At 60.5% G+C, this 20,367-nt stretch carries 17 protein-coding genes; 5 read left to right on the top strand and 12 right to left on the bottom strand.

What is annotated here, in order from left to right; translation table 11 throughout:
* Window positions 1–90: 90 nt before the first annotated feature.
* From M2400_RS08135 to M2400_RS08120, 4 genes are read right to left on the bottom strand one after another with little or no spacing between them, the layout of a single operon-like run.
* Window positions 91–1,170, bottom strand: a complete 1,080-nt coding sequence (locus M2400_RS08135) for a polyamine ABC transporter substrate-binding protein (RefSeq protein WP_010169417.1) — start codon at window positions 1,168–1,170, stop codon at window positions 91–93.
* 60 nt (window positions 1,171–1,230) lie between these two features.
* Window positions 1,231–1,572, bottom strand: coding sequence for a cupin domain-containing protein (locus tag M2400_RS08130; protein WP_259195748.1), 342 nt, complete (start codon window positions 1,570–1,572; stop codon window positions 1,231–1,233).
* Window positions 1,573–1,599: 27 nt separating this feature from the next.
* The gene (locus M2400_RS08125; protein ID WP_259195749.1) at window positions 1,600–3,006 is read right to left on the bottom strand and encodes an FAD-binding oxidoreductase; all 1,407 of its coding nucleotides are present in this window, start codon (window positions 3,004–3,006) and stop codon (window positions 1,600–1,602) included.
* A 49-nt stretch (window positions 3,007–3,055) separates the two neighbouring features.
* Entirely contained in the window at window positions 3,056–3,871 is an 816-nt protein-coding gene (locus M2400_RS08120; protein WP_177045250.1) for an AraC family transcriptional regulator, read from the bottom strand.
* Between the two features lie 260 nt (window positions 3,872–4,131).
* Here M2400_RS08120 and M2400_RS08115 point away from each other — a divergent pair, with 260 nt between their 5' ends.
* A complete protein-coding gene (locus tag M2400_RS08115; protein WP_177045253.1) occupies window positions 4,132–4,404 on the top strand; it encodes a DUF1652 domain-containing protein in 273 nt (90 codons plus the stop codon).
* A 67-nt stretch (window positions 4,405–4,471) separates the two neighbouring features.
* Here the strand turns inward: M2400_RS08115 and M2400_RS08110 are convergent, their stop codons facing one another.
* Window positions 4,472–6,940, bottom strand: a complete 2,469-nt coding sequence (locus M2400_RS08110) for a UvrD-helicase domain-containing protein (RefSeq protein ID WP_259195750.1) — start codon at window positions 6,938–6,940, stop codon at window positions 4,472–4,474.
* 218 nt (window positions 6,941–7,158) lie between these two features.
* On the opposite strand from M2400_RS08110, the gene M2400_RS08105 reads away from it, so the two are divergent.
* Window positions 7,159–7,854, top strand: coding sequence for a pirin family protein (locus M2400_RS08105; protein WP_177045257.1), 696 nt, complete (start codon window positions 7,159–7,161; stop codon window positions 7,852–7,854).
* Between the two features lie 151 nt (window positions 7,855–8,005).
* Here the strand turns inward: M2400_RS08105 and pgm are convergent, their stop codons facing one another.
* The 4 genes from pgm to M2400_RS08085 all read right to left on the bottom strand — a co-directional run bounded on the left by pgm (window position 8,006) and on the right by M2400_RS08085 (window position 14,287).
* Window positions 8,006–9,652 carry a phosphoglucomutase (alpha-D-glucose-1,6-bisphosphate-dependent) gene (gene pgm / locus M2400_RS08100; RefSeq protein ID WP_259195751.1) on the bottom strand — a complete coding sequence of 549 codons (1,647 nt, stop codon included), beginning with the start codon at window positions 9,650–9,652 and terminating at the stop codon, window positions 8,006–8,008.
* Window positions 9,653–9,758: 106 nt separating this feature from the next.
* Complete coding sequence (locus tag M2400_RS08095; RefSeq protein ID WP_259195752.1) at window positions 9,759–11,165, bottom strand: PLP-dependent aminotransferase family protein; 1,407 nt, start codon at window positions 11,163–11,165, stop codon at window positions 9,759–9,761.
* Window positions 11,166–11,201: 36 nt separating this feature from the next.
* Window positions 11,202–12,605: a hypothetical protein gene (locus tag M2400_RS08090; RefSeq protein WP_259195753.1), complete on the bottom strand. Its 1,404-nt coding sequence runs from the start codon at window positions 12,603–12,605 to the stop codon at window positions 11,202–11,204.
* 659 nt (window positions 12,606–13,264) lie between these two features.
* Window positions 13,265–14,287, bottom strand: a complete 1,023-nt coding sequence (locus M2400_RS08085) for a zinc-dependent alcohol dehydrogenase family protein (RefSeq protein WP_177045265.1) — start codon at window positions 14,285–14,287, stop codon at window positions 13,265–13,267.
* A gap of 248 nt (window positions 14,288–14,535) precedes the next feature.
* Between M2400_RS08085 and M2400_RS08080 the strand changes: the two genes are divergently transcribed.
* Window positions 14,536–15,450: a LysR family transcriptional regulator gene (locus M2400_RS08080; protein WP_008433801.1), complete on the top strand. Its 915-nt coding sequence runs from the start codon at window positions 14,536–14,538 to the stop codon at window positions 15,448–15,450.
* Window positions 15,451–15,561: 111 nt separating this feature from the next.
* Here M2400_RS08080 and M2400_RS08075 read toward each other — a convergent pair whose 3' ends face one another.
* Complete coding sequence (locus M2400_RS08075; RefSeq protein WP_259195756.1) at window positions 15,562–16,035, bottom strand: hypothetical protein; 474 nt, start codon at window positions 16,033–16,035, stop codon at window positions 15,562–15,564.
* Window positions 16,036–16,131: 96 nt separating this feature from the next.
* The gene (locus M2400_RS08070) at window positions 16,132–17,172 is read right to left on the bottom strand and encodes a LacI family DNA-binding transcriptional regulator (RefSeq protein ID WP_259195757.1); all 1,041 of its coding nucleotides are present in this window, start codon (window positions 17,170–17,172) and stop codon (window positions 16,132–16,134) included.
* A 138-nt stretch (window positions 17,173–17,310) separates the two neighbouring features.
* On the opposite strand from M2400_RS08070, the gene M2400_RS08065 reads away from it, so the two are divergent.
* Both M2400_RS08065 and M2400_RS08060 read left to right on the top strand, forming a co-directional pair.
* Entirely contained in the window at window positions 17,311–18,234 is a 924-nt protein-coding gene (locus tag M2400_RS08065; protein WP_259195759.1) for a sugar phosphate isomerase/epimerase, read from the top strand.
* A 20-nt stretch (window positions 18,235–18,254) separates the two neighbouring features.
* A complete protein-coding gene (locus tag M2400_RS08060; RefSeq protein WP_259195761.1) occupies window positions 18,255–19,424 on the top strand; it encodes a Gfo/Idh/MocA family protein in 1,170 nt (389 codons plus the stop codon).
* A gap of 67 nt (window positions 19,425–19,491) precedes the next feature.
* Here M2400_RS08060 and M2400_RS08055 read toward each other — a convergent pair whose 3' ends face one another.
* Window positions 19,492–20,361: an NmrA/HSCARG family protein gene (locus tag M2400_RS08055; RefSeq protein WP_259195762.1), complete on the bottom strand. Its 870-nt coding sequence runs from the start codon at window positions 20,359–20,361 to the stop codon at window positions 19,492–19,494.
* Window positions 20,362–20,367: the final 6 nt, after the last annotated feature.

Below are 20,367 nucleotides of genomic sequence, written 5' to 3'. Positions count from 1 at the left end.
TCCTTGCCTCCGAATCAACATTAGGAGGCAAGGAATTTAGAGGGCGCAGGCCTTAAAGGCAGCCATTGATGATCGACGAAATGTTGCCAATCAACGGCCGGTACGAATGGTATTCCACACCCGCGTACGAATCCGGTCGATGTTCAGCGGCATCGCTTCCAGCGCAAACAATTTGCCCATCATTTCCGGGCTTGGGTACACCTTGGTGTCGCTCTTGATCGCCGGATCCACCAGACTGTCTGCCGCCGCGTTGCCGTTGGCGTAGTGCACGTAGTTGGTGATGCTGGCCATCACTTCCGGGCGCAGCAGGTAGTTCATGAACGCATAACCGGCCTTCTCATCCGGTGCGTCGGCGGGCATGGCGACCATGTCGAACCAGATGGCGGCGCCTTCCTTGGGAATGTTGTAGCCGATGTTCACGCCGTTCTTGGCTTCCTTGGCACGGCTTTCGGCCTGCAGGATGTCGCCGGAGAAGCCCACGGCCACGCAGATGTCGCCGTTGGCCAGGTCTGCGGTGTATTTCGAGGAGTGGAAGTACGCCACGTACGGCCGCACTTTCATCAGCAGGTCCTCGGCCTTTTTGTAGTCTTCAGCCTTCTTGCTGTGGTGCGGCAGCCCCAGGTAGTTGAGCGCTGCCGGCAACAGTTCCGGGCCGTTGTCGAGGATCGCCACGCCACACTTCTGCAGCTTTTGCATGTTCTCGGGCTTGAAGATCAGGTCCCAGGAATCCACCGGGGCGTTGTCACCCAGCACGGCCTTGACCTTGTCGATGTTGTAGCCGATGCCGGTGCTGCCCCACAGGTACGGGAAGCCGTGGGCGTTGCCCGGGTCGTTGTTTTCCAGGGCCTTGAGCAGCACCGGGTTGAGGTTCTTCCAGTTGGGCAGCTGGCTCTTGTCGAGTTTCTTCAGCGCCCCGCCCTGGATCTGCCGGGCCATGAAGTGGTTGGAGGGAAACACCACGTCGTAGCCGGATTTACCGGTCATCAACTTGCCGTCGAGGGTTTCGTTGCTGTCGTACACGTCGTAGGTGAAGCCGATGCCGGTTTCTTTCTGGAAATTCTTGGTGGTGTCGGGGGCAATGTAGTCCGACCAGTTGTAGATCTTCACCGTCTCGGCGGCTTGGCTGAGGGTGGCGACAAATACCAGCGGCAACAGGGCAATGGGTCTCATGGTTCGATTTCCTGGCGGTTTTAGGGCTGTTTTTATGGCAGGCGATCAAAGATCAAAGAATCAGAGGATCAATACATAGGTCTTGCGCACGGTTTCCTGGATGTCCCAGATACCGGTGCTGTTGGCCGGCAACATCAGTGCGTCGCCGGCTTCTATGTGGAGCATTTCCCCGTTGTCGGGGGTGAAGGTGCAGCGTCCCTGGATAAAGTGGCAAAACTCCTGGGCTACAATCTGCCGGCGCCAGCGCCCGGGCGTGCACTCCCAGATGCCGGTTTCCACGCCGTCACTGCGCTCCACGCTCAGGGTCGAGGCCACCGCCACCGGTGTGCCCAACGGCACGGCGACGGGCGAGGAATCCGGCAAATGGGCGCCGAGTGTGTCTTTGAACTGGGTAATGCTCATGTTCATACCTGTGGTGATTGAAACGACTTAGTGCATGAAACCTTCCATGAACCCGGCGACGCCGCTGGCCAGCTTGCGGCGCCACGGCGCGGTGTTGGGGTTGGCCAGCACCTGGTCTTCGTGGACAAAGCTGCGAATGATCGCGTTGTAACCCAGCCAGCGGCAGGGTTCCGGTTCCCAGGCCTTGAGCCCGTCCAGCCGGCCCGGCTGGATCACCCACGGCTGCTGGACCAGGGGCGTATCGAGCCCCAGGATCAAGTCCGCCAAGGTGCGGCCGCCCAGATTGCTGGCCCCTACGCCCTCGCCGCCGTAACCACCGGCCAGCGCAATGCCTGCCGCGTGATCGCAAAGCATGTGTGGTTTGAAGCGTCGGGACATGCCCAGGTTGCCGCCCCACGCGTGGGTGATTCGGACTTTTTTAAGCTGCGGAAATAGCTCGCCGAACAGGTAGCGACGCAGTTCGATTTCGCTCTCGGTGAGCTCGAAGTTGTGCCGCAACTTGCCGGCAAACTGATAACCACCACGGGCACCGAACACCAGGCGGTTGTCTGCCGAGCGCTGGCCGTAGGTGACTTGCCGGCTGCTTTCACCGAAGGCCTGGCCCCGGCTCAAGCCAATCTCATCCCAGGTACTGGCCGGCAAAGGCTCGGTGGCGACAATCAGGCTCTGCACCGGCAGCTGATAGAGCCCCAGAGGCGCCAATGTCGTGGCATACCCCTCCACCGCCGGCACCACCCAGGAGGCGCGCACCGAGGCTTTTGCCGTGCGCAAGCTGCCGGACTGCCAGTGGGTAACGGGGCTGTTTTCGTAGATCCTGACGCCCATCTGCTCCACCACACGGGCCAGGCCGCGCACCAGCTTGGCCGGGTGAATCGTGGCGACGTGGGGCGCATAGATGCCGCCGTAGGGCTTGGCGATGCGGATTTGTTCGGCCAGTTGCTGCGGGCCGAGCCAACGGTAATCGTCCTCGGTCAGGCCCTGGCTGTGGAGTTTGGCCAGGTACGCCCGCAGGGTGGTTTCCTGTTCGGGATAACGCGCGGCGCAATACAGCACGCCGCCCTTGCGGTAGTCGCAGTCGATGCCTTCACGCTCGATCACCTGGGCCACTTCATCGGGAATCGCGTGCAGCAGGTCGAACGAGGCCCGGCGCTGCTCCGGGGACAAGCCGGCCAGCAGCCGGTCTTCCCCCAGCAGGTTGCCCATCAGCCAGCCGCCGTTACGCCCCGAGGCGCCGAACCCGGCGGTTTGCGCCTCGATGATGGCGATCTTCAGCTCGGGAGACTGGCGCTTCAGGTAATACGCAGTCCACAGCCCGGTGTAGCCGGCGCCGATAATGGCCACGTTGACGTCCAGGTCCTGCTCCAGGGACGGTCGCGCCACCAGCGGCTCGTCCAGCTGGTCCATCCATAAACTGATATTGCGCCATGCAGGCATGCCAAGCTCCACCACCACACTTCGATGGCAGTGATCCTAGAGCCTGGCCTCAGGGACTGTCTTGCGCGCGTGCACGCAGGGAAATTTGTTTGACGTAGGCCTTGGGCGACTGGCCGGTGTGCTGGCGGAAACAGCTATAGAACGCTGACGTTGAATTGAAACCGGCAGCAAACGCCAGTTCGTCAATACGGATCGGCGGCGTGGCCTTGTCCAGTGCCGCCAGCAGGTGCTGGAGACGCGCCTGGTTGACGTAGCGATAGAAACTTTGGCCCAGCACCTGGTTCAACAGGTAGGAAATCTGGTTGCGGCTGTACCCGCACTCCTTCGCCACTCGCTGCAAATCCAGCTCAGGGTCCAGGTACGGTTGCTGGCGCTGGAAATACTGCTGCAAGTCATTGGCCATGTAGCTCAATTGCTGGGGCGACAGTCCCAGGCGGCTGACGGTCGGGCGTGTGGTCTCGCTGCGGCTGGAGGACTGCTCGTGCACCAAAGACGCGTATTCGTTGACCCGCCAGATCAGGCCGTCGCGCACGGTGATGGCTTCGCTGGTACGAAACGACACCAGGCCCTGGCCACCGCGCAAGGTGATGCGGTACTGGATGAACGCCGTATCGCCGTCGGCGCGAATGCGGTCGGTGTGCTCGATCGCTTCATCCGCACCACGGGGCATGCTGGCTTGCAGGTACTCACGCAGTTCGCCTGCCCCTACGACCCGGTTCTGGAAGAAATCGTGGTACTGGATGTCCGGGTGGTAGTACGACATCACGCCGTCCAGGTCCCGGTGTTTCCAGCACAAATGATGGCGCAGCACCAGCTCGCCGGTGGCTTGGGTCTGCAGTGAATCATCCGGGACGAAGTCGGGCATGGGGCGCTCAAAGGCTGGTGGAACCAGCGAGCTTGCCGAACTTTCCAGGCGGCTTCAATGGCCAATTGACAGTTCTGAATAATGGCCTTTCGCCCACTAATGCGTAGGACATGACCCACATCAACTTTCTTGAAAACAACCGCCGAACGGGACAAAAAAACTCCCCTGCCGGATGCGAACGAATGCTATTTTTAGAGCTCAAGACGGCCATGACCAGTGACGGTGATGGCGCCCCTGCAGCGAGCTAAAGGAAGCGCTCAATGAACAAGGTGGGCAACATGAATAAAGTGACGTTCCCCAACGCCTGCCAGCTGATGCGCTGGCATTTTCATCCCATGGGCTTTGAGGCGAGCATGGACGCTCCCGGCAGTATGATCGCCCGCCTGTTCGACCGCGCCAGCGGAGAAACCCTGATCGCGATTGCCGGCATTCCCTGCGCCACCGTCATGAACGCTGCCGACGTGGAGCGGATCATCGAAGCCGTGGAGGATGAGCTGGAGTCGTTTGTACTGCCGTTGTCGTTGCGGGCTTAATCTGGCGGCGCGAGTACCCTGTGGCGAGGGAGCAAGCTCCCTCGCCACAGCAGTTTGATGTCACTGCTTATGATTTCTGGGTGCGCTGATCATCAAAAAACGCTTTGTCCCCGGCCACCCGGTCCGACGCCTTTGGCACATTCACCCCTTGGCCATCCTGGCTTTCGACATACCAGTAGCAATGGCTCACCGCCCGGGTAATCCCCACATAGGCCAGCCGCAGCACTTCGTCTTTTTGCGCGCTGTCGTAAGGCTCGGTGTCGCCGTCCTTGCCCAGGCCCGCCATGCGGTACACCTGGTTTTTGTAAGGCGAACTGGTCAAGTGCTGGCAATCTCCCAGCAGGAATACCGCATCCGCTTGCAGGCCCTTGGCACTGTGATAGGTCAGTTGCTTGAGCCGGCGGGCGTTATACGGCAAGCTAGAATCCACATTAACAACAGACTGAATATGCTCTTGTATCAATAGCTTATCGCTGCTTTTTCGATACAGCATTAATATCGAGTCACCCTTTTGGTAGTGCGCCAGCAGTTGCTGGCCCAACGCCGCGTCGTCACGATCACGCACCGTGACAGGCACCAATGCTTTCGGGGTTCCACTCGCCTTGGCTTTCTTGCCGCTGATGGCCGGGGCAGCACGCACGATGTGTTCGGCCGCGTCGATAACGTGCTGGTGGCTGCGGTAGTTCTCGCCCAGCATCACCCGCGTGGTCGCCGGTGACGGGAATTCCTTGTTGAACTCCATGAAGTACTTGGGCGAACTGCCCCGCCAGCCATAAATCGACTGCCAGTCATCCCCCACGCACAACAGCGAAGAACGCTGGGCGCCACGGCCCACATGCATGGCCGGCCCGCGACTGCGGATCTCCCGCAGGCTGGCGCGGATCCACGAGACGATCTGCGGGGATACGTCCTGGAACTCGTCGATCATCAGGTGCGACATCGGCCGCAGCAGCGGGTCGCTGAGCAGCTTGAGGTTTTCCGGGGTGTTTTCGCCGAACAGCGAGAACATCCGGTTGTAGGTCATGACCGGTGGTGACTGGTCCAGCAGATGGTCTTCCAGGGCCTTCCAGAAAATGCTCAGGGCTTCGAAGTAAAAACGGTCCGGGTCGTCCTTGGCAAAGCTCATCTTGCCGACGGCGGTGGGCACGTCCAGCCCGAGGTTTTCGATAAACCCGGCGGCGGCGACAAAGCTGTCCAGCAGCGGCGCTGAACCCAGTTCGCCCTTGACCTTGTAATCGAAGCCCGGGCCCGCTGTGGCATCGCCCGCCAAACTGCTCAGAAGTCTCTTGGATGATTCGTAACTCTCAAACCATATCAACGGCTTACGGCAGAAAGCTTGAAACAGAGTGCGCTTGACGGCCCACTCTGCGCGTACCGAGAGCTTCGAACCGGGACGGCTGACCTGGGCGTTTTCCCGCGGGTCGAAACCCAGCACTACCCAGGCATCCAGCTCGGCAATGTAACCATGGCAGTGAAACTGTGCGCCGTTTATGTCGAAGGTCTGGCGATTGGGCTCGATGCCCTTGATCGGCCAGGCGCCGGCGCGAAACCACAGGTCTTCGATCACATCGCAGAGTTCTTCATCGCGCTTGGCCGCCAGTTCGGTCACCGCCACGCGCTTCTGCACGTCCGGATGGTCCCGTTCCAGTTCCTTGAGTTGCAGGGCATGCCGCGCCAACGGGGCAATCAGCTCGCGAAAGCGCGCGTGGCGGCCATGCAACTGGTGATAGCAGGCATTGAGCTGCTGGCGCTGGGCCTCGTTGATCCGCAGTTCAAAGGGGTTGCTGTCGGCTTCATCAAAGCCCGCTTCGGTGCGGGCATTGAGGTTCTCAAAAGCTTGCAGCCGCTCAAGGCCCGGCAGGCTGCGCACCATCGGCAGAATGCGTGAGTGAAAGGTGCGCACCACCGCTTGCGCCTCTTTCATACCAAGGGGTTGGCCCCACAAGGCGAGAATTTCCATGAGCTTGTTGATGAAGTCCTTGCGCGACTCGCGGGTGAAAGTCACCACGGTCATCGAGCTCAGCTCAAAGCCCAGATAATGGGTCAGCAGCAGGATACGCAGCACCAGCGAGGTCGATTTACCCGCGCCGGCGCCCGCGATTACTGAGGTGGACGGCGTATCACTGAAGATCATCTTCCATTGGGCCACGCTCGGCTGGGCATGGGCCGGCAGCAGGCGTGCCACATCGGCCTTGATGCGTTTCTTCAATTCGGCGGTCAATGGCAGGCGCCAGTCGTCGAACAGGTCGTCGTCGACACCCGGCGCAGTGTGTTCATCCGGCCGGAAGTCGCGAATCAGCAGGACCTGGCGGCCCTCTTCGATGCCGTCCGCCTTGCCTTCCTGATAACCGTACTCCACGCCTGCCGTATGGCCGCTGCGAAAGCCGTCGGCTTGACCATGCAGCCAGGAGAATCGGTGCTGGGCGCGCAGGCGCGTGAGGCCGTGGCCGAATAATCGGGCGGCCAGCCGTTTCAACAGGGGCATTTCGGCCAGTGGCCGCAGTTCGGGAGGCAGATCGGGGGTGTGTTGCGGCACGCGGACTCCTGCGATGCTTTAACTCGGACAAGAGCCCTATGTTCGCCGCAAATGCCCCTCAGTTCCAGCCAATTGCTTTGGGCTCATGCAGTTAGGCGATGAAGTGAAGATAAGCTCTGAGCATCGGCATCGAAGCATTCGATAGGAATCCTGCATTTTTTACGCTTTTTATCGATCTGGAGCTGATGGATCATGGCCCCCATCCACAGGAGACGATCATGCTCGAACTTCGACCTTTCAACACCCTGGGCGGCGCCAACCATGGTTGGCTGGACGCTCACCACCACTTTTCCTTCGCCGAATACCACGACCCCAAGCGTATGCACTGGGGCAACCTGCGCGTCTGGAACGATGACCTTATCGCGCCAGGCACCGGTTTCCCGCAGCACCCGCACCGGGACATGGAAATCATCACTTATGTGCGTGAAGGCGCCATCAGCCACGCCGACAACCTCGGCAACAAGGGCCGTACCGAGGCTGGCGACGTGCAGGTGATGAGCGCAGGCACCGGGATCGCCCACAGCGAATACAACCTGGAAGCCACGCCGACCAAGATTTTCCAGATATGGATCATTCCCAACGAGGCCGGTTTACCGCCGTCGTGGGGCGCCAAGCCGTTTCCGAAGGGTGACCGCGAGGGTTTTGTGACCTTGGCCAGTGGCAAGGCCGGAGACAGCGAAAGCCTGCGAATTCGTGCTGATGCACGCTTGGTGGCGGCGAACTTGAAAGCCGGTGAAAGTGCCGAGTATCGGCTGGACAGCGGGCGGCGAGCGTATCTGGTGCCTGCCACCGGGGTGATTGAAGTCAACGGCTTGCGTGCACAGGCTCGAGACGGTGTGGCGGTTGAAGATGAGCCGGTGCTGCGGGTGACGGCGGTTGAAGACAGCGAGATCGTGTTGGTCGACCTGGCTTGACTGAATTTAAATGTGGCGAGGGAGCTTGCTCCCGCTGGAGCGCGTAGCGCTCCCAAGATTTTGGGGCCGCTTCGCAGCCCAGCGGGAGCAAGCTCCCTCGCCACACAAGCTCCCTGCCACAGGTTAATCAGTCACAGGTGCAATTGGGGTGTCAGTTAGACGAGATCGCCCCGTCCACCAACACCTGCGCCTCTTCCACCAGTTGCTTGAGGTGATCCTCACCAATGAAGCTCTCGGCGTAGATCTTGTAGATGTCCTCGGTGCCCGATGGCCGTGCGGCAAACCAGCCGTTTTCGGTCATGACTTTCAGCCCGCCAATCGCCTGGTCGTTACCCGGCGCATGGCTGAGGATCTGCTGGATGCTTTCCCCCGCCAATTGCTTGGACGTTACCTGGTCCGGCGACAGCTTGCCCAGCAAGGCTTTCTGCGCCGGGGTGGCCTTGGCGTCGACGCGGATTGCGAAGGGTTCACCCAGCGCGTCAGTCAGCCCACGGTAGATCTGGCTCGGGTCCTGGCCTTTGCGCGAGGTCATCTCTGCCGCCAGCAATGCCGGGATCAGGCCGTCCTTGTCGGTGCTCCAGACGCTGCCGTCCTTGCGCAGGAACGAGGCCCCGGCGCTTTCTTCGCCGCCAAAACCCAGGGAGCCATCGAACAGGCCATCGGCAAACCACTTGAAGCCCACCGGCACTTCGTACAGGCGGCGGCCAATGCGCTTGGCGACGCGATCGATCAAACCGCTGCTGACCACGGTCTTGCCCACGGCCGCATCCGCACGCCACTCAGGACGGTTCTGGAACAGGTAGTCGATGGACACCGCGAGGTAGTTGTTCGGCGCCAGCAAGCCACCGGACGGTGTCACGATGCCGTGGCGGTCGTGGTCCGGGTCGCAGGCAAAGGCCACGTCGTAACGGTCCTTGAGGCCGATCAAGCCTTGCATGGCGTAGCTGGAGGACGGGTCCATGCGGATCTGGCCGTCCCAGTCGACGCTCATGAAGCGGAAGGTCGAATCGACTTCGGTGTTCACCACGTCGAGGTTCAGGCGGTGATGCTCGGCGATGGCCGACCAATAACGCACCCCTGCTCCACCCAGTGGATCAACGCCCAGGCGCAGGCCAGCGCTGCGGATCGCATCAAAGTCGATGACGTTGACCAGGTCGGCCACGTAGGTGTTGAGGTAGTCGTGGCGATGGGTGGTGTCGGCCTTCAGCGCCTGGGCGTGGGTGATGCGCTTGACCCCGGCCAGCTTGTTGCCCAGCAGTTCGTTGGCCTTTGCTTCGATCCACTTGGTGATGTGGGTATCGGCCGGGCCGCCGTTGGGCGGGTTGTACTTGTAGCCGCCGCTTTGTGGCGGGTTATGGGACGGCGTGATCACGATGCCGTCGGCCAGGCCACTGGTGCGGCCGCGGTTGTAGCAAATAATGGCGTGGGAAATCGCCGGTGTCGGGGTGTACTCATCGCCTTCGGCGAGCATCACGTGCACGCCATTGGCGGCCAGCACTTCCAGGGCGCTGGCGCCGGCTGGCGTGGACAGCGCGTGGGTGTCCAGGCCGACGAACAACGGGCCGTCGATGCCCTGGGCTTCACGGTAAAGGCAAATCGCCTGGCTGATGGCAAGCACGTGCCATTCATTGAAGCTCAGGTCGAACGAGCTGCCCCGGTGCCCGGAGGTACCAAAAGCGACGCGTTGGGTGGAGATCGCTGCATCAGGCTGGCCGGTGTAATAGGCCGTTACCAGTCGCGGGATGTCTACCAGCAGTTGAGCTGGTGCCGGCTTGCCCGCAAAAGGACTGAGAGTCATGCATAAACCTCTGAAAGAGAAGGATTCGGAAAAAGAGTGCAGTTTACTGGGAGTTGGACTGCTCCGCGACGTTATAAATCCTACAACAATCAGCGAAATTTCATTCTTATTCGGTCTGCGCCTGCTTCAATGCCATAGCCAGGTCACCCAGGGCATTCCCCAGGTTATGCGCCCCGTCGAAGGTATGGCTAAGCCGCAGATGCTGGCAGTGCAGACCGCTGATGCTGAATAACTCCCCCGGCGCGATCACCACCTGCCGGCCCAGCAGCCGCTGAAACACCTGGCGCATGTCCACCGCCGCCCGCGAGCGCAACCAGAAGGTCGCGCCAGCCGCCGGCATCCGGTAGGTCACCTGATCCCCCAGGTGCTCATCCAGGCGCAGGCTCATCAGCCGGGCTTGCTCCTTGAGTTGCGGTCGCAAGTCCCGCAGGTGCTGGTCGATCCGCCCGCTTTGATAAAGCCGCGCAATCGCCCGCTGGCGGATGGGCGACAGGCAGAATGCGCGCAGCAGGAACTGGCGTTGCAACTCACTGCTGAGATGACGCGACAGCAAGTAGCCAAAGGGCGCCTCCGGCCCGAGCATTTTCTCGAAGGTGGAAAACACCATCAGCCGCTCGGGGTTGGCCAGGTCTCGCAGTGGGCTGATCGGCTGCTCGAAACCCAGTTCGCCATAGCTGTCATTTTCTAACAGCCAACAGCCATGCCGGTTCAGTAACCTCACCAACTGCATGCGGTCAGGGTTGGGCAGCGCGATCCCTGACGGCAGGCTCACGCCCGACGACAACAGCGCCAATTGCACCGGCTCGTTGATCAGCAATTGTTCTAGCAGCATCAGGTCCAGGCCGCCCTGCGCCGTAAAAGGCAGTTCGATGATCCTTACGCCCGCCCCCTGCAACAGCCGCAGAATCAGCCAATCACAGGGTGACTCGACGATGACGGTGGCGCCTTTGAGCCCGAGCACCTCAATCAGGATTTCGAGCACCCCGCGCAGATCGGCACCGATATACACCTCGTCCGCCTGCCAGCAGCGCGTCGGCGACGAGGTGTAGCGGGCCGCGAGGACCGCGCGCAGTTCCCAGACGCCACACGGCTGCGACCAGGGCTGCAAATGGCGCGGGTAGTGACGCAACAGTTCACGCTCCAGCAGCAACAGTGCCCCGTCCAGAGACGCCCCCAGTGCCGGTTCATCGGCGCTGAGCACCAGCATGCCCGGGCGGCGCGCACTGGCGTAGAGACGCTCCAGCAGGTCGCCACCGTTGCTGCCTGGCGGTTTATTCAGCACCGGCCAGGCGTAATAGCCCGACTTGGCCACCGAATACACCCGGCCTTCCTTCTCCAGCAGCGAATATGCGTATTGAATGGTCGAGATCGACACATTCAGGCGCACCGACAGCTGGCGCAATGAGGGCAATTTCACCCGGGCCTCGGCGCCGACCTCGCTGATGAGGTTGATCATGTAGCGATAGACCGCCTGGTAGGCGAACTCGGTTTGCCGGTCGTCCTTGAGGCTCATCGCGCTTCGCCCGCCGTTACACTCGGCGCCACCCCCTTAACGCCCTGACAGCTGGCAGGTTGCCATGGCCGGCGTGTCCGACTGCGGCACCATAGTGGCGGATCGCTTGCGATAGAGATGTTGGAGCAAGTCGAGCGGTAGCCCGCTGACGTCGGTCACCCATTGCGCCAACATATCGGCCACCGGCTTGCCTTGCAGTGCCTTGTGCAGCTCAGGGAGTGCCACCAGCATGCCGGGATGGCATTGGCGCAAAAAGCTTTCGAGGCGCTCGCCGTGCCGGATAAACGGCGAGAACATCAGGCAATTCAGCTGGTTTTCCTCCAGCCCAAACAACTCGTGGGCGTACCCGGCAGACAAGGCGCGACCCTCGGCAGTGGCTGCCCGGGCAATCAGGTGTTCGCTAATCTGCTTGCGTCGCATGAACGGCGTGGCCTGCTGTACAAACCCCAGGACGCCCTCCTCATAGTCCAGTTCCCGCAGGGACTCTGCCTGCAGGCCCCGCAGGTGGGCCATCAGCAGCGGGTTCACGTGGCTCGGGTGGCTGAAATGAAAGCCAAACTCGTCCGTCTGATAGGCCAGGAACTGCCGCAGCAACGGCCCGGACGCGTAGTCGACCGCCTCCATCAGGTCCGCAACGCAGATGTAGGCGAGATGGCGGTGGCTGTCCTTGTCTTCAGGAGTGCCGTCGGCGTAGTGCTCGCCGTACAGGTCGCGGTAATACCCGTCGCTCCACTCATCCATGCGCGCGAACAGCCCGCTGAGCACCCGGGGTTGCCGCGCGGGCACCACAACGCTGGCCGACAGCGCCGCCTTCTTCAGCCACGGCAGGTACTCCCGTTGCTTGCGTGAGGAATCACCGCTGACCAGCGCATGCACCCCGCCGTTCCATGTGGTCACGCGCTGGTAAAAGTCGCCGAGGGCCAGGTAAGCGTCACTGCACAGCGTCTGGCCCAGGTCCGCCGACGTCATATGCCCCACCATCAACAGGTTGCGCCGGCTGCTGTCGCGCGCTGTAGCGGCTGCCGGTCGCAGGTGGTTGAACGGCAACACCTCCTGATTCTCCACCATCAGCAGTTCCACCCGAGGGTCATCATGCAGGAACAGCGCGCTGTAGCCGCGATGCAGGGTGTCCAGCGCGGTTTGCGTCATGCCGGCATGGCGCAAGGTGGCGACGCGCAATTGAAAGGTCCGGGGCGTGCGGCCCGCGAGTGTCAGTTGTGCCGCACGCAGCAAGGTCAGGACGTAGCTGCTGCCGGGGCCGGTGCCGTGGGCGACCAACACCCTGTACTCACCGAGCCGCTCAATGCCGCCTGCCGCCACGACGATTCGTTGAATCAACAATTGCAGCGAAGTGCGCTCTGTTCGAGAGAAATGCCCTACCAAGCGTTGCAGTACTTGTTGATAGACATAGTTCATGGCTTGCTCGTGAATTGCGCTCATAGTTCTACTACCTGAGTTGAAATATCAGTTTCGGGCAACCGTTAACGGTATTTGCCAGACCTGTTGTTTCCATAGGGGGTGTTGTCTATTGCAACATGTGACATTTAATCGAGATTAGCACCGGACCATGCCCGCCAATCGGCGTATCGGGGCTTCCAGTCCCGGACAAGCGCCAAGCAGTCGAGGCGCAGAGCTCAAGCGGGCGGTCTTAGGAAGGCTCTTACAACTTCCTACCCTGTTTTAACTTACAAACTAAAGAAGCATCTGACGCAACCAACTTTAATAATGCTTTTCCGCATGAGCGGGCATACGAAACGTTATTGGGCTTAACGGATGCGCGGAGTAGTTTCAGATATTCAATCATTGCTCAATCCTTGAGATGAAAGTGACGGGGCAATTATCAGCGCTTGAATAATGATTAACAGATACAGAACCTGGGCTAAAACCAGTGCAGATGAGCACGCGCCAAGGGTCGGGATCGTCCAGACACGACAACGCCGCGCTGGGATTCAGGGCGGCGTCAGGGGGAAGCGGGTGATTTACCGGGCTCAAGGCCTTGAATCCCGGGTCAAACAGTAGGCAGGTTAAATCCTGTCAAATGGCGCATTTACCCCATGCGCCCGGGGGCAGGAAGACTCGCTTGAGAATATTCCCACAGATCAAACAGCTTCTACCTGCAAGGCAACCCGCTCACGGCATGGACATTCGTCCATGTAACGGTGCGCTTCGACGAACTGGCTGAACGGAAATACCGTGGTTTTCAGCGGTACCAGTACCTTGTCGGCCGTCAGCTGGTTGATGTCACGCAGGGCTCGCTGCAAGGCCACCTGGTCCTGGATGATGCCCAGTTCCGGTTTGCCGGTGAAGTTACCGATGCAGTGCACAAAGAACTGAATGTTCTTCTGGAAGGCTGCGCAGGCCGGGAATGGCGTCTGGTTACCACCTTGCAGGCCATACAGCACCAGGCTGCCACGGGGCGCCAACACATCACCCAGCAACGACATCTGCGGGCCACCCAAGCCATCGAACACCACGTCCACGCCGCGGTTGTCGGTGAACTTGTTGACTTGCATCAGCAGGTCCTGTTCTTCGGTGACGATAACCTTCTCCGCCCCCAGGGACAGCAGGTATTCACGCTCGTCGCTGGTCTTGGTTGCAGCAATCACCCGCACACCCAGGGCTTTGCCCAGTTGCACGAACGAGGGGCCGGCGCAGTGGCTGGCGTCCGTCACCAGGGCGAATTGCCCGGGTTTGACTCGTGCCAGGTCCATGTACGCAAAGTAGGCAATCAGCAGCGGCGTGTAGTGCACGCTGGCTTCGATCGGGCTCAGGACATCCGGGTACCGGGTCAGGGCCGAGCGCGGCAGGACGATCTGTTCGCCGTACACCGGGTAATCATTCGGGCTCTCGGCCGGGAAACTGGCGACCTTGTCACCTACATTCAGGTCGTCAACGCCTTCGCCAACGGCCACAACAACGCCGGCCATTTCATGACCCAGGCCTGATGGCAGGCGGGCATGGGACGACGCCAGGTTCTGGCGCCACAGAATGTCGTACCAGCTGATGCCAATCGCCTCGACGCGCACCTGCACTTCGCCCGGTGCGGGCTTAGCGGCTGCATGCTCTTCGCATTTGAGCACCTCGGCCGGACCAAACTTGTGAAAACGGATCGTGCGGGACATCGCAAACCTCGTCAAAGTAACCTCTATTGCCATGAACTCTATCTGGGCTTTCGGAGCAAGACCACCGGTCGCCGTTAATAGTCGACATGCCTGTCATTGATTCCGCACATACGGAAAACGTACCAAGCCATGTAGGAAAACTGAATTAGCCGGTGCAGAGTACCAGCCTTTCCCCGTAAGATTCATGCCGGTCATTGTTCTTATATGACCGCTCCCGTCAAGTTTACTGACGCCGCCTGGGACACAAGATGAACCGTAACGACCTGCGTCGTGTCGACCTCAACCTGTTGATCGTATTCGAAACCTTGATGCATGAGCGCAGTGTGACCCGCGCTGCCGAGAAATTGTTCCTGGGCCAGCCGGCCATCAGCGCCGCATTGTCGCGCCTGCGGGGCCTGTTCGACGACCCGTTGTTCGTGCGTACCGGGCGCAGCATGGAGCCATCGGCCCGTGCGGTAGAAATCTTCGCCCTGCTCTCCCCGGCCCTGGACTCGATCTCCACGGCCGTCAGCCGCGCGTCCGAGTTCGACCCGGCCACCAGCACCGCCGTATTCCGCATCGGCCTGTCGGACGACGTCGAATTCGCCCTGCTGCCCCTGCTGCTCAAACGCCTGCGGGCCGAAGCTCCCGGCATCGTGCTGGTGGTGCGTCGCGTCAACTACATCCTGATGCCGGGCCTGCTGGCCTCCGGCGAAATCTCGATTGGCGTGAGCTACACCACCGACTTGCCGGCCAACGCCAAGCGCAAGGTACTGCGCCGCAGCAAGCCGATGCTGCTGCGGGCCGACAGCATGCCCGGCTCCATGAGCCTGGACGACTTCTGTGCTCGGCCCCATGCCCTGGTGTCGTTCGCCGGGGATTTGAGCGGGTTTCTGGATGAAGAACTGGAGAAACTGGGCCGCAAGCGCCATGTGGTGCTGGCAGTGCCGCAGTTCAACGGGTTGGGCACGTTGCTGGCGGGTACCGATATTGTCGCGACCGTGCCGGACTATGCCGCAGAAGCGCTGACCTCTGCAGGTGGTTTGCGGGCCGAGGAGCCGCCACTGCCGGTGCGCACGTTTGAGTTGCACATGGCGTGGCGTGGGTCACAGGACAATGATCCGGGGGAGCGTTGGTTAAGGTCGCGGATTCAGATGTTTTTTGGGGATCCTGAGAGTCTATAGAGGCTGCGTGAGGTTAAGGCACACGCCATCGCTCCCCCACTGAAGCGTGGGAGCGATCAAACCGAAATGCCCTCCGTGCACGACTATAAATGAGAAGAATTGTATAAAAAGCTACTCTCTGACCTGAGAAAACGTAACCACTGGACCGTATTCCTGATCAGATATTATCGCTTGCACACAAAACTTCTTTTCTGGAAATTTACTCAGCAACACCATCCTCCATGACTGGGCAATAATCCTGCACAGCTGTTCATACACGGCTTCATCCACCCTGTCAGTGCAGCCGCCAAACACGTCATACAGATGCATATGGTTCAAAAGCTTCTCAACCGCCACCACATCGTTATTACAATTTTTCATCCAACTGGAGTACGCCTCAACAGTAAATCCACTTTCCAGAAATACCCCCGACTCATGAAAAACAAAATCTGGAAACAAGACCTTGCAAAACATCAAGGCATCTTCAGGGTGTACAACATCACTGATATAAGACAACCCATCCAGCTCGGACTGATCCCGCCACTGGCTTTTCCAATGCTCGTACTTTGGAGAGCTGACAGAATCCATACTGTTAATTATTTTCATGGAATTTCCTCTGCGCTATCGCTCCGTGGAGGTTTTTTGCTTGCCGGTGATTGTGCCCTGAGCGATCCATCTGGCAAATCGTTGCGACCATAGTCACTAGATGCTCTCGCTGACATCAATTTGTATGGGCACTATCACCCTGTCGACAAGGCTGGGGCCCGATACTGCGGCGACCAGAGCGTTCACCGCCTGCTCTGCCACCGCCAACACTGGATGAGAGAGCACCGCCTGCACCAGATCAGCTTTCAGCGCTTCCCGGGTCAGCGGCGTCAGGTCATGACACACCACCACCGGAAGCCTGATCTTCTGCTGCTTGAGTTCGCGCAATGCACGCAGCACCCCAGCGACACCACCGCCGGCCACGTACAAGGCGGCGAGGTCGGGTTCCCCGCTCAGCAAATCCAGCGCGTTGCCATAGGCGAAATCATCGTCCTCAAGGGTCAGGCGTGAGGCGAGTAACTCCCAATCCGGTGAATGATTGGACAGGTAGCTGCGAAAGCTCAGCTCACACAACTCCTGGCACTGGAAACGCTGGCTGCTGACCATCACCACTGCCGAGCCCGGCTGCCTTGCCAATCGGGTGACGAACCACCCCGCTGTGCGTCCCATCAACCGATTATCGAGGCCGACGTACGCTGGGCCGGCCAGTTCCGAGATCAACGCGACCACAGCAACGCCCGCGCCCTGCAGACGTTCAATGGCCTCCCGCACCAGCGGATGATCGACCGCCACCACCCCGACGCCGTCGACTTGTTCACCCATAGCCTGGATGCGCTGCGCCACCGTTGCCGGGTCAAGGTCGTCCAGATAACCGATGACCACACGGATGCGCGCCCGCGCGAACGTGGCCGAGGCGTTGGACAGCGCTTGTGCGAGCCCTTGGTAGAACGCCACGCCACTCTTCTGCAACAGGAACCCCAGCCGCACCGTCGGCTTGTCATTCAGGACCCGTTGTTCGATGACCCCTTTGGCATGGAAGCCCAGGCGTGCCGCCGCCGTGGCAATGCGATGCGCCGTGTCGGTACGCACGTCTGCACGCAGATTCAGCACACGGTCGACGGTGGAGAGGCTGACGCCGGCTTCGCGCGCGACATCCGCCATGGTAGGGCGCAGTTTTCGACGAGGTACTTCTGACATGTTTTGACATCTCTTTTTCGCAATCATGAAGGGTTTTGCCAGAGTTATCCAGCCTCCCGTAGCGGTGCTCCACCCCCCTGAAATAGCATCGTCACAGGCTGAACAGTCCACTCATAACAAAAACACCGGAGTGTATCGATGACCATCCACATCTCTACGGCGCCCTGCTGCTGGGGCGTCGACGATGTAAAAAATCCTTATCTGCCAGCGTGGCGCGACGTGCTCGGTGAAGCCAATGAAGCGGGCTATCGCGGGATTGAGTTAGGCCCCTATGGTTACTTGCCGCTTGACGCAACGGTGGTGGCAACAGCCCTTGGCGAAAACCGCCTGCATGTGGTGGCCGGGACGATTTTCGATGATCTGGTAAACCCCGCGAACCTGCCGTCGCTGCTCAGGCAAACCCGCGATATCTGCGAATTGCTCAAACAACTGCCGCCCATCGACAAGGAGCCCGGCCAGCGCTTTGCCGGCCCTTACCTGGTGATCATCGATTGGGGCCATGAGGACCGTGACTACGCTGCCGGCCATTCAGAGCTGGCTGAACGCCTGGATGATGGCGCATGGCAAACCATGGTGGAGCACATCCGGGCCATCTGTCAGATCGCCTGGCATGACTACGGCATTCGCCCGGTCATTCACCCGCACGCCGGCGGTTACATCGAGTTTGCCGACGAATTGGCGCGGCTGGTCGAGGACATTCCCGACGACGTCGCCGGGCTCTGCCTGGATACCGGGCACCTCTACTACGCGGGCATGGACCCGGCGGCGGCCTTGCGCGCTTACGCCGTCCGGCTGGATTACATCCATTTCAAAGACATTGACCAAGGCGTTTTTGACGACGTGATGAAGCAGCGCATCAAGTTCTTCGACGCCTGTGCCAGGGGCGTTATGTGCCCCATCGGTCGCGGCGTTATCGATTACCCGGACCTCTATCGCCTTATCCAAACCCTGGGCTACGAGGGCTACATCACGGTCGAGCAGGAACGCGACCCTCGAAACGCCAATGGCAGCCTGGAAGATGTCCGATCCAGCCGCACCTACCTGGCAACCGTCGGTTTCTGACCCCACACGAGGCACACCCCATGATCAACGGCAGCAAACGAATCCCCCAACCCATCCGCTGGGCCATGGTCGGCGGCGGCAGCCAGAGCCAGATCGGCTACATCCACCGCTGCGCCGCACTGCGTGACAACACCTTCGCACTGGTGGCGGGCGCATTCGATATCGATGCGGCGCGTGGCCGCGAATTCGGCGAGCAACTGGGGGTCGAGCCCGAACGCTGTTACGCCGATTACCTGAGCCTGTTCGAACAGGAAGCCCGACGGCCAGACGGCATTCAAGCGGTGTCGATCGCCACCCCCAATGGCACGCACTACGCCATCACCAAGGCAGCGCTGGAAGCCGGGCTGCACGTGGTGTGTGAAAAACCCCTGTGTTTTACCGTCGAGCAGGCCGAAACCCTGCGCGAACTGTCGCATAAGCAAAACCGCATCGTCGGCGTGACCTACGGGTATGCCGGCCATCAACTGATCGAGCAAGCCCGGCAAATGATCGCCGCCGGTGAACTGGGCGACGTGCGCATGGTGCACATGCAGTTCGCCCACGGTTTCCATAGCGCGCCGGTAGAGGCCCAGAGCCAGGCGACGCAATGGCGTGTCGATCCGCGTCAGGCGGGCCCGAGCTACGTGCTGGGTGACGTCGGGACGCACCCGCTGTACCTGTCGGAAGTGATGCTGCCTGACCTGAAAATCAAACGCCTGATGTGCAGTCGGCAAAGTTTCGTCGCCAGCCGCGCGCCCCTGGAAGACAACGCCTACACCTTGATGGAATACGAAGGCGGCGCGATGGGCATGGTCTGGTCGAGCGCGGTGAATGCCGGCTCCATGCACGGCCAGAAAATCCGCGTCATCGGCTCTCGCGCCAGTCTCGAATGGTGGGATGAACGCCCTAACCAATTGAGCTTCGAGGTCCAAGGGCAGCCCGCACAAATACTCGAGCGCGGCATGGGTTACCTGCACCCCGATGCACTGATCGACGATCGCATTGGCGGCGGGCATCCGGAAGGTCTGTTCGAAGCCTGGGCCAATCTCTATTACCGCTTTGCCCTGGCCATGGATGCGACTGACCGCGCCGATACCCAGGCCATCAGCGCGGTGCGTTACCCGGGCATCGACGCTGGCGTCGAAGGCGTGCGGTGGGTCGAGCGCTGCGTGCTGTCGGCCGACAACGACTCCGCCTGGGTCGTCTACTAAGGCGGTATGGACCGAGTACGGGGCGGACATGTTCACCAAAACATGATTCGCCCCCCGCCCCGACCGTTTATGCCTGGGCAATCGCCTCGCGAACGAAGTCTTCATAGGTGCGCAATGGGTGCCCAATGATGGCCTCCAATCGCTCCACTGTTCCGTCAGCGGCTTGCATGCCGAACACCTGGATACCCGCCATCATCAGGCGCATGTCATACGCCAGCCAGGCCGGACCGTACGAAGCCAACTGCCCCTCGAAAGCGGCTACATCATCACCGCCATAGGCAACCTCACGCCCCAGGGCTGCGCTCCAGGTCTTTGCCACGTAGGCGCCAGTCAGTGCTTTCGGCCCGACCAACTCCAGCGTTACACGATCGAGAGCAGAAGATGCGTTGTCGCGTCTCAGCAGTTCTGCCACGGCGACATCGGCAATATCGCGCGCATCGATCATCGAGACGCCGGCCGAGCCGATTGGCATCGGGTACACCGAGTAGTTCTGGATCGTCTGCCGGACCATGAGGTCGTTTTGCATAAAGTAAGCGGGACGCAGAATAGTCGCGGGAATGTCGAGGCTTTCGATCATGCGCTCAACGGTATGCTTGCCGGTAAAGTGCGGAACATTGGTGAACTTGTCGGCATGAATCACCGACAGGTAGACAATGCGTTCGATGCCAGCTTCCTGGGCGAGGTTCAGCGTGATCAGGGCTTGCGTCACCTCATCGGGCGTCACGGCGTTGAGCAGGAACAGCGTGCGCACCGACGACAGCGCGACGCGCATCGACGCGACATCGGTGAGGTCTGCAACCACCTCAGTGACGCCGGCCGGAAATTCGCGTTTACCGGGTTGGCGCACCAGGGCTTTGACCTCGGCCCCCGCGTTGGCAAGCCCCTGAGTGATGAGTGAACCAATGGTGCCCGTGGCGCCGATAACAAGAATGCTCATGTTTGA

Origin of the sequence: Pseudomonas sp. BIGb0558, assembly GCF_024807515.1 — a bacterium.
GTDB lineage: Bacteria > Pseudomonadota > Gammaproteobacteria > Pseudomonadales > Pseudomonadaceae > Aquipseudomonas > Aquipseudomonas yamanorum_A.
This window is presented reverse-complemented; position numbering and strand designations above follow the sequence as displayed.

Bases quoted from the DNA above. Each gene is read 5' to 3' on its own strand.
- M2400_RS08135 (WP_010169417.1), bottom strand. From the start codon at position 1,170: ATGAGACCCATTGCCCTGTTGCCGCTGGTATTTGTCGCCACCCTCAGC.
- M2400_RS08130 (WP_259195748.1), bottom strand. From the start codon at position 1,572: ATGAGCATTACCCAGTTCAAAGACACACTCGGCGCCCATTTGCCGGAT.
- M2400_RS08125 (WP_259195749.1), bottom strand. From the start codon at position 3,006: ATGCCTGCATGGCGCAATATCAGTTTATGGATGGACCAGCTGGACGAG.
- M2400_RS08120 (WP_177045250.1), bottom strand. From the start codon at position 3,871: ATGCCCGACTTCGTCCCGGATGATTCACTGCAGACCCAAGCCACCGGC.
- M2400_RS08115 (WP_177045253.1), top strand. From the start codon at position 4,132: ATGAACAAGGTGGGCAACATGAATAAAGTGACGTTCCCCAACGCCTGC.
- M2400_RS08105 (WP_177045257.1), top strand. From the start codon at position 7,159: ATGCTCGAACTTCGACCTTTCAACACCCTGGGCGGCGCCAACCATGGT.
- pgm (WP_259195751.1), bottom strand. From the start codon at position 9,652: ATGACTCTCAGTCCTTTTGCGGGCAAGCCGGCACCAGCTCAACTGCTG.
- M2400_RS08095 (WP_259195752.1), bottom strand. From the start codon at position 11,165: ATGAGCCTCAAGGACGACCGGCAAACCGAGTTCGCCTACCAGGCGGTC.
- M2400_RS08090 (WP_259195753.1), bottom strand. From the start codon at position 12,605: ATGAGCGCAATTCACGAGCAAGCCATGAACTATGTCTATCAACAAGTA.
- M2400_RS08085 (WP_177045265.1), bottom strand. From the start codon at position 14,287: ATGTCCCGCACGATCCGTTTTCACAAGTTTGGTCCGGCCGAGGTGCTC.
- M2400_RS08080 (WP_008433801.1), top strand. From the start codon at position 14,536: ATGAACCGTAACGACCTGCGTCGTGTCGACCTCAACCTGTTGATCGTA.
- M2400_RS08075 (WP_259195756.1), bottom strand. From the start codon at position 16,035: ATGAAAATAATTAACAGTATGGATTCTGTCAGCTCTCCAAAGTACGAG.
- M2400_RS08070 (WP_259195757.1), bottom strand. From the start codon at position 17,172: ATGTCAGAAGTACCTCGTCGAAAACTGCGCCCTACCATGGCGGATGTC.
- M2400_RS08065 (WP_259195759.1), top strand. From the start codon at position 17,311: ATGACCATCCACATCTCTACGGCGCCCTGCTGCTGGGGCGTCGACGAT.
- M2400_RS08060 (WP_259195761.1), top strand. From the start codon at position 18,255: ATGATCAACGGCAGCAAACGAATCCCCCAACCCATCCGCTGGGCCATG.
- M2400_RS08055 (WP_259195762.1), bottom strand. From the start codon at position 20,361: ATGAGCATTCTTGTTATCGGCGCCACGGGCACCATTGGTTCACTCATC.